Below are 15,812 nucleotides of genomic sequence, written 5' to 3'. Positions count from 1 at the left end.
AATAGTTTGACACGTAAGAGATTTCGCCTCGCGGGCAGTGCCACCGCACTTGCAACACTATTTGCATTGAGCGGAAATGCCTTTGCGCAGGATTCCAATGCAAATGGCGGCAATGCGACGCAGCTCGCTCCGATCGTCGTCAGCGGCCAGTCGCGCGACGCAAGCGACAATACGACGATAGCGGCAAAGAAAAGTCTGGGCGCCACCAAGATCAATACGCCTCTGGTTGAAACGCCGCGATCCGTTTCGGTCATAACCAGGAAGGAGCTGGAGGAACGCGGCGCGCAGGATGTCATCGAAGCGGTGCGCTATTCAGCCGGCGTTCAGACCGGCTCCTACGGCTTCGATCCACGCTTCGACCAGATCTATATTCGCGGCAACGACGTCACCACCGTCGGCGATTATCGCGACGGATTGCGGCAGCCCTATATGAATTACGGGATGTTCCGGACCGATCCCTATTCGCTCGACCGTGTGGAAGTGATCAAGGGACCGGTGTCCGTGCTCTATGGCGCCGGCTCGCCGGGCGGGATCATCAACAAGATATCGAAGCTGCCGACGGAAGAACCGATCCGGGAGGTTGGGGTTCTCTACGGAACATCCGATCGCGCCCAGACGATGTTCGATTTCGGCGGCCCGGTCAGCAAGGACGACGATACCATGTTGTATCGGATCGTCGGCTTGGCGCGAAAGGGCGATACCAATTTCGATATCGCCGACGACCGCTATTTCATCCAGCCGTCCTTCACCTGGAAGCCTGACGATGCGACGAAATTTACGGTCTACGGATCGGCGCAGTCCACCGAGGTCGACGCCAATGTCGGCGCACTGACCAGCCCTGATGGCAACGTCCTCAAGCTGCGCGGCAGCGATCCTGACTACGATTACCAGAAGACCCGGCAGCAGCAGGTCGGCTACCAGTTCGAGCACGAATTCGACGGCGGCTTCACCTTCCGCCAGACTCTTCGCTTCTCGCACCTGGATCTGAAAGCGCGCTATCTCGGCACCTACGGCTGGACGGGAAACGTCGCCCATCGCGGAGCAAGTGCGATCAGCGATAAAATAAATGTTTTCCAGGTCGACAACCAGCTCGAATCCAAGTTCGATACCGGTCCGGCTAGCCACACCATGCTGTTCGGTCTGGACTATACCCATATGAACGATTCCTTCGCATATGGGATGGATGCGACGGCCAACCCCGCCTACGACTTCGATATCGACAATCCGACCTATAGCGTATCCGGCCCGACACCGGACTATAATTTCAGCAGGGTCGATGCCAGCCTGCAGCAGATCGGCGCCTATGCGCTTGATCAGATCGAGCTCGACAAATGGCGCTTCACGCTCGGCGGGCGGCAGACCTTGGTCAAGCAGTCGACCGATACGACTTTCGTCTCTTCCGGCACTACCACGGACGACAATCTCAGCAAGAACGCATTTTCCTACCAGGCTGGCGCGCTCTATCTCTTCGATAACGGCATCGCGCCTTTCGCCAGCTATTCGACCTCCTTCAATCCGGTTACGCAGCGATCCGCGTCCGGCAGCATCCTGGGCCCTACGAAGGGCGAACAATACGAACTGGGCGTGAAATATCAGCCGCCAGGCACCGACATCCTGCTTTCAGCTGTCGCCTATCATCTCGCCGAGAAGAACAAGCCCGTCCTGGTCGATCCGCTGACAGGCATCTATGCCTCGCTCGGCGAAGTGACCAACAAGGGGATCGAGCTGGAAGCCAGGGCGAATATCACTGAGGGCTGGGATGTGATTGCCGCTTACTCCTACAATCATTCCGAAATCACCCGCGGCGACAACACCGGCAACGCGCCTGCCGTCACACCCAAGAGCATTGCCAGCCTATGGTCGAACTATACCTTCCAGGAGGATTCGGCCGTAAAGGGCCTCACCATTGGCGCCGGTATCCGCTACACGGGCGAGACCTACACGAGCACGGGCAACACTGGCAAGAATGACGCGAGCTTTTACCTGGACGCGGCGCTCTCTTATGACTTCGGCGCGATCGACCAGAAATACAAAGGCCTGACCGCCTCCGTCGACGTCCGAAATATCGCCAACCGCCGCCTGACGGTCTGCAACGAGGGTTATTGCTATCTCGGCCAGGGACGAAACTTCACGGCGTCGCTGAAATATCGGTGGTAGGTGCATCGCGGGCGTCGACGTTTTTGTCTGAGGGCGCTTGGCCAGGCATAACGTTCTGATCTTAAAGGTGAACTTGTCTCAGATTGATGGTCTCTTCTGCTTGGATTGGTTCCAGCTGCCGGAAGCACAATGAAAGATACATGGCAAACGTGGAACCCGTTCCCTAAGCGATAGCTTCCTGGCAGAAGGCGGTAAAATGCCTTCGTAGTATTTGCAGGGCGACACAAATGCACTACATACGCCAAGTCATCGAAAGCGGATGAGCTGCAAATTTGAGGGCATAATGGCATCTCTGTTCAAGCAAATTTATCGAAAGCAGAACTACGATTTTGTCGCTTATGACGATCCACGCTTTCAATATTCAGGAAAATGGCAAGAGCGGCCGGACCAAACTTTAAATCTCGGTTTTGGGAGAGGGTCGTCGGTTCAATGGAATGAACCCGGCAGAGACATCCTCTTCTTAGTCATGCATCACCCATGGTCCGGCACGGTATCGTGTGATCAAGATCCATCCCGAACGGAAAATCTATACTCCGTCAGTACCTATACAGATGTAATATTGGCTAATTCTCTGACGATTGTGGGCAAGCCTGTAATCTCTCAGGGCGAGGAGTTGATCATTTATGGCGCATTTGTGCCAAAAACTTTAATGATGGATTCAGAAAACGAAATAACGCATTTCGATGAAGAGAGGTTTAGGTCTGTTCAAACTGATCAAGTTGATCGCTGGCTGCGGAACATCATAGAAACCGGACAAGATATAGAGCAAATCACTCTAAAGCGTCGAGATGCATACCTCATGCGATGGAGAGAGGCTGAACCTTATGTGACTCAGGGCGCAAAGGTTCTCGATATAGGATGCGGGAATTTCCTTCCTGGCATGCTTGAGTACTTCGAGCAAGCGAATTTCACTTATACTGGTCTCGACATAGACGAGAGAGTTATAAGCGGAAATATCGGTAAAACGCAGGGCCGACCTAATTTTAGTTTTTTGCGTGCTTCAAATGAGAAGCTCCCTTGCGAAGATGGCGAGTATGATTTTGTTTTTTCCTCCCACTCACTTGAACATAGCCTTGACCTAGAGTCGACATTTAACGAAATCATGCGCGTACTTAAACCTGGCGGCTGGCTATTTTTTGCGGTACCACTTGACGTTGATAACGCACCAGAACATGTATGGATCATAAGCCCCGAGGTTTGGAAGCGTTTGCCATCTGCTGTCGGCTTTTCACTTCGAAATATTCACATAGGCAATATATATCCGGAAACAGGATGCGATATGGTTTTAGTGGCGGAGAAACCGAAATAGCGATAATAGCTGCGGGTCGTTTTAGATTATCGTTATCCAAGGGAACGGCCAGAAGATGATTGAGCGCGGTGGCAATGAAACCGTTTACGCTAGCTTCCAGGATGGCATCATGCGCTAGTTTGTGATGCTAATTTTTAGCGAATACGTCTCGCAGGGCATCCCGCGTAAACGCTATCAGGTTCAATCGTATCATCAGTGACAATAGCACCTGCGGCGATGACCGCCCTGTCGCCTATTTGGCAAGGACCGAGGATCACGGCATTACTAGCGATCCAGACGCTATTACCGATAATAATGTCACGCCCGCTGCTAGGAAAAGCTTGTCGTTCATTTTTTTCCTTGTCGAGGAAGTGGGTGCCCGTGAGAAGGGAAACATTATGACCAAAAAAAGAGAAATCACCAATAACGATCTTGCCTGACGAGACATTCAGTAGTGTATTAACCAGGGTTACACGCTCTCCAAGTTCAACTTTACTCCAGTCGCCGCCCCAGATCGTCGGAGTTGTTATGAGGTTTTGTGCAATTTTCGAAGTAAAATCTCTTCCTTCAAGGTAGGTTATTATTTCGTGCAATCGTTGATCAACTTCATCTCTTGCAATTTTTCTAATAAAGTCTTTAAAATATTTAATCATAACTGTCTATTTCGTTGCCCGCGGAGGTAGGAGAATAACTCGACAAGTTAGATCGCATTGGTCGCTGCCTGATTTGAGTAAAGTGTTGAGAGCGCTTAAGGCTTGCAATTGAATGAAATTCTTCAGGTCTTCGCAACTTGAACAACTTCATACGGTGTATGGACCACTCCCCATAGATCTTTTATATCTCCAGAGTTCGGAAAGCGAACTGAAAACCGAGCTCCGCCTACGCAATAGTCAACCACCTGTTTGGGTACGGAGAGACTATCGGACTGCGGGTGTTTATCTAGTGGCCCCACGCCCGCGATCACACCATATTCTCCTGGGCAGAGTACGTTATTGAAACGGAACTCAATACAAGTCTCACCGCCAATACCCATTCTGTTAAGATAAATGTTCTTAATTGCGGAGCTAAAATGTAAGATCTGCCGGCCCATTTTGTCAGTAATTCCGACTGCTAGAGCGCAGTTCTCCGGAATTTTCCCAAATCGCCGTAAGTACACTCTTATTTTCATAAGTTCATCAATCTCAACGCTCTCAACGTCGTTACCTATGGTAATATCAGTGATGCGAACTTCACCGCTACCGGTGCGCAGCGCTTCAACGCGCTCAGCAAAGACCTTTGCTCTGGCGTCGTCAATGGCGTGGTCGCTTGACGTGGTCGGGGACTCCAACTCGTCTGTACTTGAATCAAGTTCTACTGCTTGCTGCGCGTGGGAAATCTTTTCGAACATAGCTGCGTTGTATCTCTCGCCAACTTCGCTCGACGAAGCAAAAAGCTTTGGGTGCCCCTTTTCCATCCAAAGCCCTTTGTTGCAGAGTGCTCGCACGCTGTCAGCGGTGTGCGTGACGTAAATAAATGTGACACCGTCATCAAGCAGGCTTTTAATTTTGTGCAAGCATTTGTTTTGAAAATAGGCGTCGCCGACGCTAAGCGCCTCGTCCACGATAAGAATATCTGGACGAACGTAAACCGCACATGCAAAGCCAAGCCTCACCCCCATACCGCTGCTGTAAGTCTTCACTGGATAATTGATAAATTCTCCAAGCTCACTAAAGGCAATAATTTTCGGTATAGCTTCCTGAATTTCATCGGAGGAGAGCCCGTGGATGACACCAAAAGCTTCGATATTGTCACGTCCCGATAGATCACCGTTAAACCCTGCACCCAGTTCCAGCAAGGCTGAGACACGCCCCCTGACAGACACGGAACCAGTCGTGGGCGTGAGGACCCCACTGATGATCTTCAACAAGGTGCTTTTGCCACTTCCATTCTCCCCGACAATGCCAAGGCGGTCTCCTTTCTGCAATTCGAGGGAGACATTGCTCAAGGCATTGACACGATGCCCGAGCTTGCGCCGATTTCCTGAGAGAAGTTCCGCAAGGCGATGCCAAGGCTTCTCGTAGGTTGTATATGCCTTGCTGATGCCACTAAGGCTTATCGCTGGAGTGAATATGCTAGCATCCATAAAATCTTGCCTCCTCAAAGCACATCTGTGAAGCCAGGGCGAAGCTTCCTAAAAACGTAAGAGCCAAGGATCATGAAAGTAATTCCATAAATTGCGGCAACTAAAATATCCTTCCATATTTCCGAGGCGGCTCCAAATACGGACAATCGCGCTGCTTCTGTAACATAATAGAATGGGTTAATGCCGACGATAATCCACTGGATTGCAGGCGATGCAGCACTAACCATAGAGGGTGGATAGAGAATTGGTGTCAGCCAAAAAATGACATTGATAACGATAGGCACTATTTGATTCATGTCTGGAATGAAGACCGAAATGCTGGCGACAATAAGTGCGACTCCAACAGTGATTGTAATGCTGGTGAGCCAAACGAAAAAAATTATAGGTGTGGAAGGTGAGGGGGCAAGGTTGTGTGCCCACATATATATTGCGCATAGGAGAGCGATTACAAGTTGTGTTACAAACGCTGAGGCAAGTGGAATTAAAGGAATTATCCAGACGGGAAACCCTACCCTTGTTTTGAGAATATATGAATATTCTCGAATAATGTTCGCCGATCGAGGCACGACTTCTGCAAACATAATCCATTGTGAGAGGGCTACGAAGTAGAAGACTGTGAAGGGCACATTGCCATATCGTTCTCCCATCTGCCCTCGCATCAGCAAGGAGAACACGACAATATTTATGAGTGCATAGACAAGCGGAACGCCGATTGCCCATACAAAGCCCGCATAAGACGACGCATAGCGATTTCGTAAATCACGCTTTGCCAAAAGCCATGCCAATCTCACGTCATTGCACACCTTGTTAAACAACTGTTTCTCCACTCCGCTCCGAACATTTTCCGTCGTTCAAAATTACCGGCCATTTAAGCTATCATGGGGTATGGCGCAATCCGCTCGTAGGCGCGAGCGGATTGGAACTTGCATTTTCCAGTCAATTAATTAAAGCGTAGCACCTCAATTTAATGCCAAGGGGAGTTCGAATGAGCTTCAAAGAAAAAATCAAGTCGTCTGCAAAACCCATCGTACGCCCCGTATGGTTGGCCATTTGGCACAGAATCGCGTTTCGCGTTAACTCAATGATTACTGGAGCTGTCGATCCATTGGTCCGGCGTATATCACTGTTGGAGATGAGCACGTCCACGCAACAGGAAGGTGGCGTCTTAAGTTCGTTGTCTGCGCTTGCCAGAGCTTTTTCGGCGCATGTAAAAAAAACTGAATCATCGGACAAGACCTTTGCTGAAGCGCTTGCAAATTTAGCTGCGGATCAGAAGCGCCTGGAGGAGCGTCTAAATCAGTCAATCGCAATTGACCAGCAATGGCTTCGAGAGCGCCTCGAGGGCCAGATTGTTCGAGATCAACGGAAGCTCGAAGATCGGGTTGAGTTTTTGCGACGTGAGATTCTGTTCGAAATGAAGTTTGGTGAGCGTTCTGCTTCAACCGCAAGCTCCGAGTTTGATCGAAATGCTCTCGGAGATTCTGCTGAGCCGCTTCAAGCAAGGGTTCTCGCTGCGGATAAACTAGCTAAATTTGGGAAGGGGCGCTATCAACTAAATCTCGGCTGCGGGTTGCATCCTTTGGAAGGATATATCAACGTCGATATGAGGGAACTGCCGGGGGTTGATGTCGTCGCGTCGGTGGATGGCCTTCCTTTTGAAAAAGGTGACGTTGAAAAGATCTTTAGCTCGCACCTCATCGAGCATTTTCCTCAGGAAATGCTTAAACGTCGATTGCTTCCATATTGGAAATCTCTCCTGGCGGCAGGGGGTGTTTTCCATGCAATTATGCCGGATTGCGACGCAATGATTAAACATGCAGCAACTGGCGAATACAGCTTTGCCGATTTTCGCGAGGTTTTGTTTGGCGCGCAAGACTACGCTGGTGATTTTCACTATAATGCGTTGACGCCCGAAAGTTTCGCCGAGCTTCTGAAAGCGGAGGGATTTTTGAACATAGATATTAGGGCGCGTGGCCGCCGTAACGGTCTGTGTTACGAATTTGAGATCTCCGCATCTTCCCCTAACTAAACGGGTCCAGTTATGTCGCCTGATGCCGACGTGAAGTCATTCAGCATTGTAATTAACACCGACGGTCGAGCAAAGACGATAGGTGCAACTCTTTCGAGTTTGTTGCATATCGACTATCCGCACTTTGAAGTTTGTGTAGTCATTGGACCCACTGCGGATGGTACGGAGGAAATCGTTAAAAGTTATAGTTCGGCGTTCAAAATCGCTCGCTGCTCAGAAAGGAATTTGTCAAAATCACGTAATGTCGGCATCGCGATGGCCGCAGGCGACATTGTTGCGTTTATTGATGATGATGCTGTTCCGGAACCTGAGTGGCTACGAGATCTTGCCATTGAATACAGTCGGGGCACCGTTGGTGCTGTCGGTGGATTTGTTTACGACAATACTGGAGTCAATTTCCAGAGCCAATATGTCGCAGTTAATCGACTTGGTCGCCCTTTTAATTGGCATCGCCCGACGCCGGAATTCAATTTTCCGATGTCAGCAGTGATACCTCATTTACTTGGGACGAACTCGTCATTCCTTCGTACAGCGTTACTTGAAATTGGGGGTTTCGATGAAGAATATGAGTACTTTCTCGACGAAACCGACGTGCTGTGCCGGCTTTTAGATCGTGGTTATGAAATAATTCAGTCAGATCGCGCCTTTGTGCATCATAAATTTGCAGAGAGCAGCATCCGCGATAGCAAGAAGATTGTTCGAAGCTGGTATCCTCTCATAAAAAATCGCATTTATTTTGCTCTGAAAAATGCGTCCTTCCATTACAGTCTCGATGATTGCGTACGTGCGGGTTTGGATGACGTAACGGCATGGACCGAGGCTGTAGAAAATGGATATCGAAATGGCCTTTATAGCGCAATTGAACGCCGGAAGTTCGATAAAGAGATGTCCGACGCGGTGCGAGATGGGATGCAGCGTGGCTTGACGCCGTCAAGGTGCTTGCTTTCAGAAGCCGTTATGCGAGCGCATGCCGAGGATTTTCGCAATGTCTCGGTTTTGCGACCGTCTCAGGGCCGAAAAACTATATGTTTCGTAAGCCAGGACTATCCCCCCAACCAAAACGGCGGCATCGCTCGCTATATATCGCAACTTGCGGCTGCGCTTGGGAGAATGGGGCATAATGTTCACGTTGTCACGAAGGGTTCGGGTCATGATCGGCTGGACTACGAGGACAACGTCTGGGTTCATCGTATTATTCCAAAGCATATAGATCTACCGCAAGATAATCCTATTGCTCCAGACATAATTCCGCAACACATTTGGAACTGGTCCAACACCGCGCTCGCTATCATACGGCATATTTCTGATCGTCGGCGGGTGGATCTTGTGTATGCTCCAATATGGGATTGTGAAGGGATCGCGGTACTTCTGGACAGAGAATTCCATCTTGTCACGTCGCTGCAGACGACAATGAATCATTGGCTCGATAGTTATCCTGAGAAAAGAGCCGATGGGGAATGGATGCGAGTTTTTGGGAACCCGATCCTTTCTATGGAACGGCTGCTAGTAAAAGGCTCGTGGCGTATCCACTCTATAAGCCAGGCAATCGCTAAGGATGTTGAGGCACTCTGTGACGTTGATTTCGGAGAGCGAGTGTTGGTGGCTCCGATAGGACTATCGGACTGGGGTAAATTGCCGGCCACCTCTGTTCCGTCAAAGACTATAAAGTTGTTATTTGTGGGTCGCTTAGAAACCCGTAAGGGGATTGATATTCTGCTACAGGTTGCGCCAAGACTTTTAGCTGAGTTTCCTGAGATCGTATTAGATATCGTCGGTGATGATACAATTTCGATCGGTGGTCGGGCAACATATCGTTTAGAATTCGAAGCTAGACAGGTTCCGCAGAATGTACGTGAACGGATCCATTTTCATGGTCGCTGTGACGAAGAAGCATTACGACAATTTTATAAAGCATGTGATATCTTCGTGGCGCCTTCGCGCTATGAATCATTTGGGTTGATCTCATTGGAAGCGATGATGTGTTCTAAGCCCGTGGTTGCTTGTAGAACGGGAGGAATGCCAGAGGTTGTAACGCATGGTGAAACTGGCCTTTTGGCCGAGCCTGCTGACGCCGTGTCGCTCTACGAAATGATGAAAGTGCTGATTTCGAATGCCAACCTCAGGACGCAGATGGGAAAAGCAGGCCGAGCTCGTTATGAGCTGCTATTTACCGAAGATGCTATGGCCCATTCTTTCTTGCCGCTACTTGACGTTGTTGGCGAGCAATTGGAGACAGTTCTTTAGGTTTAACTTTGCCAGACCAAAGTTATATGGACGTACAAACTACCTCTAGCTCGACCTAATGGTTCATTCCGGTTGTGTAAAGGCGCTTGTATGAGAGATGCGTGCTGGATATATGTTTTTTATGACCCAGCAATATTCAGAAACCTTCAGAAACGCGATTGAGCATTATACAGGTGCGTCTAGCGCGGAGCGCCTGCAAATCGAGCTTTCAACCCGTATTGATTGGGTTAAGAGCTTTCTGAAAGCCTGCGCTCCCCATATCGAAATAGAAGGAAGCCGCTTCATCGATGTGGGATGTGGAACTGGCATTGCTGCTATCGCGGCTTGGGAATTGGGTGCTCGAAGCGTTTCAGCGTTTGACTACTCAAAGGAAGCGGTTCGAATCTCGAATATGAGGTTCAATGAACACAGTGCGACGATCGTTGCTAGAGAAGGAAATCTGATAACCCCCGTCGAATCTCGCATGAGGGAGCAATTTGATTTCGTCTATTGCTATCAGGTGGTTGAGCATATCCCTCGAGAGATGCAGTTCAAGGCTCTCAAGAGCTTGTTCGAATTGGTTGCGCCTGGCGGGGTTGTCCATATCGATACGGAAAATTCCCTCTATCCATTTGATCGCCACGATACGAGACTTCCGTTTGTACGGCTTTTGTCAGATAGCTATGCAAGCGATATCGTAGGCAAACTTGGTCGCGGGCTCGATATGATGGAACCATCGTTCGATAAGCGAATTCAGATGCATGACTATCTATCCTACGACGAAGTTGTGGGGGCGGCACGTATCATGGGGTTGGAGGTCGTTGATCCGTTCATTCCCCATGGGACCGCGCGGCAAATGTTTAAAAGCATGACTGGAAGCGATTGGCTTTACGATACGATAGCTCGCTACATCGATGTGCAGCGATTTATGCCAATCACGATGTTGCTGAAAAAATAGCTTGGTCGCCCGTCCTCATACTGCCGCATTCATTGCGGGAATGTAAGTTCATGACGGTTCACTAGATTATTCCACTATAAGCTACCGAGGCTTTTTCATCAGCACCAGCAGCAGCGGCGCGCCCACCAGTGCCGAGACGAGGCCGGCGGGCATTTGATAGGGGAACGCGAGCATTCTGCCGAACCAGTCCGCCAGCACCATCAGGCCACCGCCGGCAAGGGCGGCACCGGCGAGCTGGGGCGCGGCGCGGCGCAATCCGAGCTCTCTTGCCAGATGCGGACCCATGAGGCCGATGAAGCTCAACGGGCCGAGGATGAGGGTGGCGGCGGCGGTCATGGTTGCGGCGAGCGCAAAGAGGCAGGCGCGGGCGCGATTGACGCGGATGCCGATCGCTTGCGCTGCTTGCGGGCCGAGCGGTAAGAGATCGAGCCATCGATGGCCGAGGAAGGCAAACGCGAGACCCGCAATTGCAGCCGCAGTTGCTGAAAATGCCTTCGGTATATCAACGAGATAGGTTGAGCCGCTCATCCATTGCATGACGATCATCGCGCGCGGATCGCCGCTGGCGGCGAGCACGCTGATGAAGGCATCCAGCATGGCTCCGAGCGCGATACCCGTCAAAAGCACGCGTTCGGGCGCAAAGCCGGATCGGATGCCGAAAAGGAAAATGGCAACCAAAACGGCGAAAGCGCCGAGGCCGCCGAAGCCGAGCTGCGCGACTATGCCCGGAGCAGGCAGGAGAAAGAGCGCGGCAGTGACGCCGAGCGTCGCGCCCGCGGAAATGCCCAAAACCTCGGGGCTTGCCATCTCATTGCCGCTCAGCCGCTGCAGGATGGCGCCGACAACGCCCAGCATCGTGCCGGCGGCAAAGGCGCCGGCGATGCGCGGCAGCCGATAGGGCAGCACGTCCGGCCAATGCATATAGCTCAGGAAAGCCCAGGCACCGTCGGGCGCGCGGCCGAAGAAGACCGCACCCGCCAACAGAAGAAGGAGTGCGGGGATCGATGCGACTAACAGCACCCTTGGTGTTCGCATGGCGCGGTTCGCATCCTGCGACGGATTCGAAACGTTGCGCTGTGCCGTTTTCAGGCGCGGCAACATCAGAAGCAGCAGCGGCGCGCCGAGCAAGGCTGTAATGGCTCCTGTCGGAAGGAAGGTCGAGGATGTTCCGGAAAGGAACACCAATGCTTCGTCCGTCAAAAGCAATAGTCCGGCCCCGATAAGGGGAGACCACACGAGCTGGCTCTTCATCTGCCGGGCACCGGCAAGCTGAGCGATGCGCGGCGCGATCAGGCCGATGAAGCCGATGACGCCGACCGCGCTGGTGACGATGGCGGCAAGTGCGATCGCAATACAGACGGCGGCGATACGCGTACGTTTCACCGAAAGGCCAAGTCCGCTCGCGCCACTGTCGCCGAGCTCCATGAGTGATAGCGGCCGGGCCATCAGGAGCGCGGCGGCGGAGAGGACAGCGATTTTCGGAAGGAGAGAAAGCGGAATGGTCCAGCTTTGTTGCGCCAACGATCCGGCACCCCAGATGAAGAGGCCGGAGAGATAGCGATCGTTCATCAAGACGAGAATAGCGGCCAGCGCGCCGCTCCAGACGCCGACGATCAGCCCGGCAAGGACGAGCGCCAGGGGCGAGAAGCCGCGCCTTGCGCCGATGAGGAAAACGACGGACGCGGCTGCCGCACTACCGAATAGGGCGACCGCGTCGCGGGTGAGGCCCTGCAGAGCGGGAAAGGCGAGCATGACGGCGACGAGCGCGAGGTTGGCGCCGGCGGAAATGCCGAGCGTCGAGGGCGAGGCCAGCGGGTTGCGCAGCACCTGCTGCAACAGGCTTCCCGACAGCGAAAGGGCAGCACCGGCCAGCAACGCCGTCGCAATTCTCGGCAGCGTCGAATATAGCAGCAACAGACGCCGCGGATCGTAGCCGGCTGCCTGCGTTGTCAGCCGTGCAAGATCAGGCGCCAGCTGGTGCCAGGAAAGGAGGCCGGCGAACACCAACAACGTCAGCGCCACAGCCGGAGCGCCGAGGGGATTGTTCGCTTCGATGCGGGTCATGCAAATTTTTCCAAATGATCGAGCAGGATACGTGCGAAGCGCTGCGCTTCCTGCACCATGCCGAACATCAATGTGCCCGGCAGCACGGATACGCGCCCGGCCCGCACGAAGGGGAGGCTGGTCCACAGCGGACTATCCTGCAGGTTGTCGAGCACATTGGGTGGAAGCAACGGCTCGAATGCGATCAGCCGCAGATTTTGGTCGAGCCTTGCCAATTGCTCCAGGCCGATCGTTTCAAAACCCCAATAGTCGCCAGGCCCAGTCCAAGCATTCTTCAGGCCGATCCTGGTCATGACGTTCTGATAGAGGCCGGCACCGCAGTAGATGCGGGCATGGCGCTGGTCGACGAAATTGATCAGCGCCAGCGGCGGAGGGTTAAGCGTCTTCACCCGGTTTGCGCAATCGTCGAAGAATTGCTCGGACCGGGCGAGGAAATCGTCTGCCTGTGGTCGTCGGCCGATGACGTCGGCAAGCAGCCGTGTCGCGGCGATGGAACGCTGTAGTGCCTCGCCGCCTTCGGCATAGATTGTCAGTTCCATGACCGGCGCAATCGCTTGCAGTCGCGGCTTCAGGGGAGCGAGATAGGGCGTCGTCAGGACCAGCGCCGGCCTGACGCTGGCCAGAACCTCGAGATTGATTTCGCTGGTAGTGCCGAGATCGATGACCCCATCAGGCATTTTCGGCTCGACAACCCAAGTATTCCAGTCGGCAAGAGAGGCGATGGCCGCTGGTGTAACGCCGAGGGCAAGCAGTGTCGAGGCCAAGCCATAATCCAGGGAGACGATCGGGCCTGGTATCGTTTCGGCCGCCATTCCCGCTCTCGGAACGGCACAAAGTGCTGCGGCGGCAAGAAGCGTACGGCGGGATAATTTCAGGGTCTTAAAGCAGCGTTCAAATGACATAGGCAAGCGGCGTCCCATGCACGGGGTGGGCCGTGACACCCATGTTGGCGCCGTAGATCGTATGCAGCGTCTCGGCTTTCATGAGGCTTGGTGAGGGGCCAGCGGCAATCAGGCGACCTTGCTTCAGCGCATGCAGATGATCGCAGAAATGAGCGGCGACGTTGATGTCGTGCAGGACGAGAATAACGCTCAAATCCTTCGTTCGGCAAAGCTCCCGCACAAGCCCGAGAATTTCCATCTGATGGGCAATGTCGAGCGCCGAAGTCGGCTCGTCGAGCAGCAGGCAACGGCTGTCCTGGGCGACCAGCATCGCGATCCAGACGCGCTGACGCTCGCCGCCGGAAAGCGTATCGACCATCCGCCCCGCAAGCGTATCGACATGCGTCAGCTTCATCGCGGTCTCCACTTTTTCGCGGTCGACATCGGTGAAGCGGCCGAGCGCTCCGTGCCAGGGATAGCGCCCGCAGGCGACAAGCTCCTCGACCTTCATGCCGGTAGCCGATGTGGTATCCTGCGGCAAATAGGCGACGGCGCGCGCGAAAGCACGCATGTCATAGGAGCCGGCGGCAACCCCGTCGAACAGAATGCGCCCGCCCGTCGGCTGGATCTGCCGCGCCAGCAACTTGATCAGTGTGGATTTGCCGGAGCCGTTATGACCGATCAAGCCGGAAATCTCGCCAGCATTGAAGCTGATATCGAGCGGGTGAAGAATGGTCTTGCCATCGACCTCGAAACGCAGGCCTTCCGTCGTGAAAACCGTTGCATGACGCTGATCGTTTCGGGCGGTAGTTTCGTCGTTCATTATCATTCCTGCTGAAGCTCGGCGGCTTCCTGACATGTTGACTGCCGGCGAAGCGGCTTGGTTAATTGATTGAAATCAAGGGTTTGACGAAGAAAAGGCATGGATCGCTTTCACGCCAAAGCGTTGGGAATATTTCCGCACGGATGAAGCCGTTCCTGTCATAGAAGGCGCGCGTCATTTCATATTGCGGTTCATCTTTGCCACGCGGCGCAAGGGTCTTGACCGTCAAGAGCTTGCAGTCGGAGGAACGCGCGAATGTCTCGGCTGCCGCCAGCAACCGCTTGCCGACGCCGCTGCGGTGATATTGGCGTCTAGTCGCAATCACCAGGATCTCCATGGCAGCCGGCGGATGCGCCCGTAACGAAACGAAGCCGGACACGGTGCCTGCCTCGACGCAGCCGAACATCGGCAGGGTTTCGACGGCGCCTGCGCAGGCATCGACGACATCAGGATCGGTGAACCACTCCGTAAGCTCCGACATGATGTCCCGACAGATCGTACCTTTGAATTCGGTTATCTCGACAGCTTCCTGCATCTAGTTTCCTTTCACGTCGTTTGACCGTTGTTAGCTGAAGATGGCGGCGTATTCCCATTAGGCCCGCATCTCCCGAACCCGTGCGGATCGGTTTCGCCGATGGTTGCTGGTGACGGCATAATTGTGATCGGTTTCAAGCGAGATCGCGGCCAGGCAGCGCGAATGCGCCTCTCGCAGCAGGCCGCACACAAGGGCGCAGGACACGCCGGCCTCCTTGGCGATGATGTTCTGGGGAATGTCGTCGAAATAGTGCTCCTCGTAGAACTTGCGGGTTCTGGCGGGCATGGCTTCGACCGTGCAGCGAAAGGCCTTGTAGGCCTCCGCCTCATGGAGATGTTCTTCGGGGCTTCCATAGGCCGAGGTATTGCCTCCGACCTCTTCTTCGACGAACAGGCCGCGTTCATATTGCTGCCGCCGCATATAATCGGTGGCGAGATTGCGCACCATGCGCATCACATAGGAGGTGGGCGCGGCTATGTCTTCTCCGAGCGGTTTGGAGACCAGCTGCAGGAGAACCTCCTGCACGACATCTTCGGCCAAAGTCATGCAACCGGTGATCCGGCGCGCGACGGAGAGAAGTTTCGGGTAGGCGTGAAGTGCTGTTTGGAGTTGCTCATTGGAAGTCGACTGCGAATGGTTGGCAATCATGTCGGGCTCTCGCTGAAATCCAAAGTTGCATTTCTGTGTGCCCCTCTTTTTGAGAGGGAACCTATAAAACATGACAACGATAGT

Annotated in this window: 13 protein-coding genes; 5 read left to right on the top strand and 8 right to left on the bottom strand. The window is 53.3% G+C overall.

Annotated features, from left to right (window positions below; all coding sequences use genetic code 11):
• Positions 1–6 precede the first annotated feature (6 nt).
• Positions 7–2,157 (top strand): TonB-dependent siderophore receptor, encoded by a 2,151-nt coding sequence (locus ACPYOP_RS16010; RefSeq protein WP_481411349.1) that lies wholly within the window; start codon positions 7–9, stop codon positions 2,155–2,157.
• Between the two features lie 283 nt (positions 2,158–2,440).
• Positions 2,441–3,466 (top strand): class I SAM-dependent methyltransferase, encoded by a 1,026-nt coding sequence (locus ACPYOP_RS16005; protein WP_481411347.1) that lies wholly within the window; start codon positions 2,441–2,443, stop codon positions 3,464–3,466.
• Between the two features lie 134 nt (positions 3,467–3,600).
• Here the strand turns inward: ACPYOP_RS16005 and ACPYOP_RS16000 are convergent, their stop codons facing one another.
• The 3 genes from ACPYOP_RS16000 to ACPYOP_RS15990 all read right to left on the bottom strand — a co-directional run bounded on the left by ACPYOP_RS16000 (position 3,601) and on the right by ACPYOP_RS15990 (position 6,382).
• Positions 3,601–4,098 (bottom strand): LbetaH domain-containing protein, encoded by a 498-nt coding sequence (locus tag ACPYOP_RS16000; RefSeq protein WP_481411346.1) that lies wholly within the window; start codon positions 4,096–4,098, stop codon positions 3,601–3,603.
• 122 nt (positions 4,099–4,220) lie between these two features.
• Entirely contained in the window at positions 4,221–5,567 is a 1,347-nt protein-coding gene (locus ACPYOP_RS15995; RefSeq protein ID WP_481411345.1) for an ABC transporter ATP-binding protein, read from the bottom strand.
• Between the two features lie 14 nt (positions 5,568–5,581).
• Entirely contained in the window at positions 5,582–6,382 is an 801-nt protein-coding gene (locus ACPYOP_RS15990; protein WP_481411344.1) for an ABC transporter permease, read from the bottom strand.
• A 170-nt stretch (positions 6,383–6,552) separates the two neighbouring features.
• Here ACPYOP_RS15990 and ACPYOP_RS15985 point away from each other — a divergent pair, with 170 nt between their 5' ends.
• The 3 genes from ACPYOP_RS15985 to ACPYOP_RS15975 all read left to right on the top strand — a co-directional run bounded on the left by ACPYOP_RS15985 (position 6,553) and on the right by ACPYOP_RS15975 (position 10,777).
• Entirely contained in the window at positions 6,553–7,596 is a 1,044-nt protein-coding gene (locus ACPYOP_RS15985; RefSeq protein WP_481411343.1) for a class I SAM-dependent methyltransferase, read from the top strand.
• A gap of 12 nt (positions 7,597–7,608) precedes the next feature.
• Entirely contained in the window at positions 7,609–9,840 is a 2,232-nt protein-coding gene (locus ACPYOP_RS15980; RefSeq protein WP_481411342.1) for a glycosyltransferase, read from the top strand.
• A 121-nt stretch (positions 9,841–9,961) separates the two neighbouring features.
• Complete coding sequence (locus tag ACPYOP_RS15975) at positions 9,962–10,777, top strand: class I SAM-dependent methyltransferase (protein WP_481411341.1); 816 nt, start codon at positions 9,962–9,964, stop codon at positions 10,775–10,777.
• Positions 10,778–10,858: 81 nt separating this feature from the next.
• Here the strand turns inward: ACPYOP_RS15975 and fhuB are convergent, their stop codons facing one another.
• The 5 genes from fhuB to ACPYOP_RS15950 all read right to left on the bottom strand — a co-directional run bounded on the left by fhuB (position 10,859) and on the right by ACPYOP_RS15950 (position 15,728).
• Positions 10,859–12,841, bottom strand: a complete 1,983-nt coding sequence (fhuB, locus tag ACPYOP_RS15970; protein WP_481411340.1) for a Fe(3+)-hydroxamate ABC transporter permease FhuB — start codon at positions 12,839–12,841, stop codon at positions 10,859–10,861.
• Entirely contained in the window at positions 12,838–13,653 is an 816-nt protein-coding gene (locus ACPYOP_RS15965) for an iron-siderophore ABC transporter substrate-binding protein (RefSeq protein WP_481411339.1), read from the bottom strand. Before ACPYOP_RS15965 ends, fhuB begins: the two co-directional genes overlap by 4 nt.
• A 79-nt stretch (positions 13,654–13,732) precedes the next feature.
• Positions 13,733–14,545 (bottom strand): ATP-binding cassette domain-containing protein, encoded by an 813-nt coding sequence (locus ACPYOP_RS15960; RefSeq protein ID WP_481411338.1) that lies wholly within the window; start codon positions 14,543–14,545, stop codon positions 13,733–13,735.
• Between the two features lie 61 nt (positions 14,546–14,606).
• Positions 14,607–15,080, bottom strand: a complete 474-nt coding sequence (locus tag ACPYOP_RS15955) for a GNAT family N-acetyltransferase (RefSeq protein ID WP_481411337.1) — start codon at positions 15,078–15,080, stop codon at positions 14,607–14,609.
• 57 nt (positions 15,081–15,137) lie between these two features.
• A complete protein-coding gene (locus ACPYOP_RS15950; RefSeq protein WP_481411336.1) occupies positions 15,138–15,728 on the bottom strand; it encodes a sigma-70 family RNA polymerase sigma factor in 591 nt (196 codons plus the stop codon).
• Positions 15,729–15,812 lie beyond the last annotated feature (84 nt).

The sequence above is a fragment of the Rhizobium sp. KNZ2-6A genome (genome assembly GCF_056755475.1).
This window is presented reverse-complemented; position numbering and strand designations above follow the sequence as displayed.

Excerpts from the sequence above, each read along its gene's own strand:
- ACPYOP_RS16005 (WP_481411347.1), top strand. The coding sequence starts at position 2,441 with ATGGCATCTCTGTTCAAGCAAATTTATCGAAAGCAGAACTACGATTTT.
- ACPYOP_RS16000 (WP_481411346.1), bottom strand. The coding sequence starts at position 4,098 with ATGATTAAATATTTTAAAGACTTTATTAGAAAAATTGCAAGAGATGAA.
- ACPYOP_RS15995 (WP_481411345.1), bottom strand. The coding sequence starts at position 5,567 with ATGGATGCTAGCATATTCACTCCAGCGATAAGCCTTAGTGGCATCAGC.
- ACPYOP_RS15985 (WP_481411343.1), top strand. The coding sequence starts at position 6,553 with ATGAGCTTCAAAGAAAAAATCAAGTCGTCTGCAAAACCCATCGTACGC.
- ACPYOP_RS15980 (WP_481411342.1), top strand. The coding sequence starts at position 7,609 with ATGTCGCCTGATGCCGACGTGAAGTCATTCAGCATTGTAATTAACACC.
- ACPYOP_RS15975 (WP_481411341.1), top strand. The coding sequence starts at position 9,962 with ATGACCCAGCAATATTCAGAAACCTTCAGAAACGCGATTGAGCATTAT.
- fhuB (WP_481411340.1), bottom strand. The coding sequence starts at position 12,841 with ATGACCCGCATCGAAGCGAACAATCCCCTCGGCGCTCCGGCTGTGGCG.
- ACPYOP_RS15965 (WP_481411339.1), bottom strand. The coding sequence starts at position 13,653 with ATGGCGGCCGAAACGATACCAGGCCCGATCGTCTCCCTGGATTATGGC.
- ACPYOP_RS15960 (WP_481411338.1), bottom strand. The coding sequence starts at position 14,545 with ATGAACGACGAAACTACCGCCCGAAACGATCAGCGTCATGCAACGGTT.
- ACPYOP_RS15955 (WP_481411337.1), bottom strand. The coding sequence starts at position 15,080 with ATGCAGGAAGCTGTCGAGATAACCGAATTCAAAGGTACGATCTGTCGG.
- ACPYOP_RS15950 (WP_481411336.1), bottom strand. The coding sequence starts at position 15,728 with ATGATTGCCAACCATTCGCAGTCGACTTCCAATGAGCAACTCCAAACA.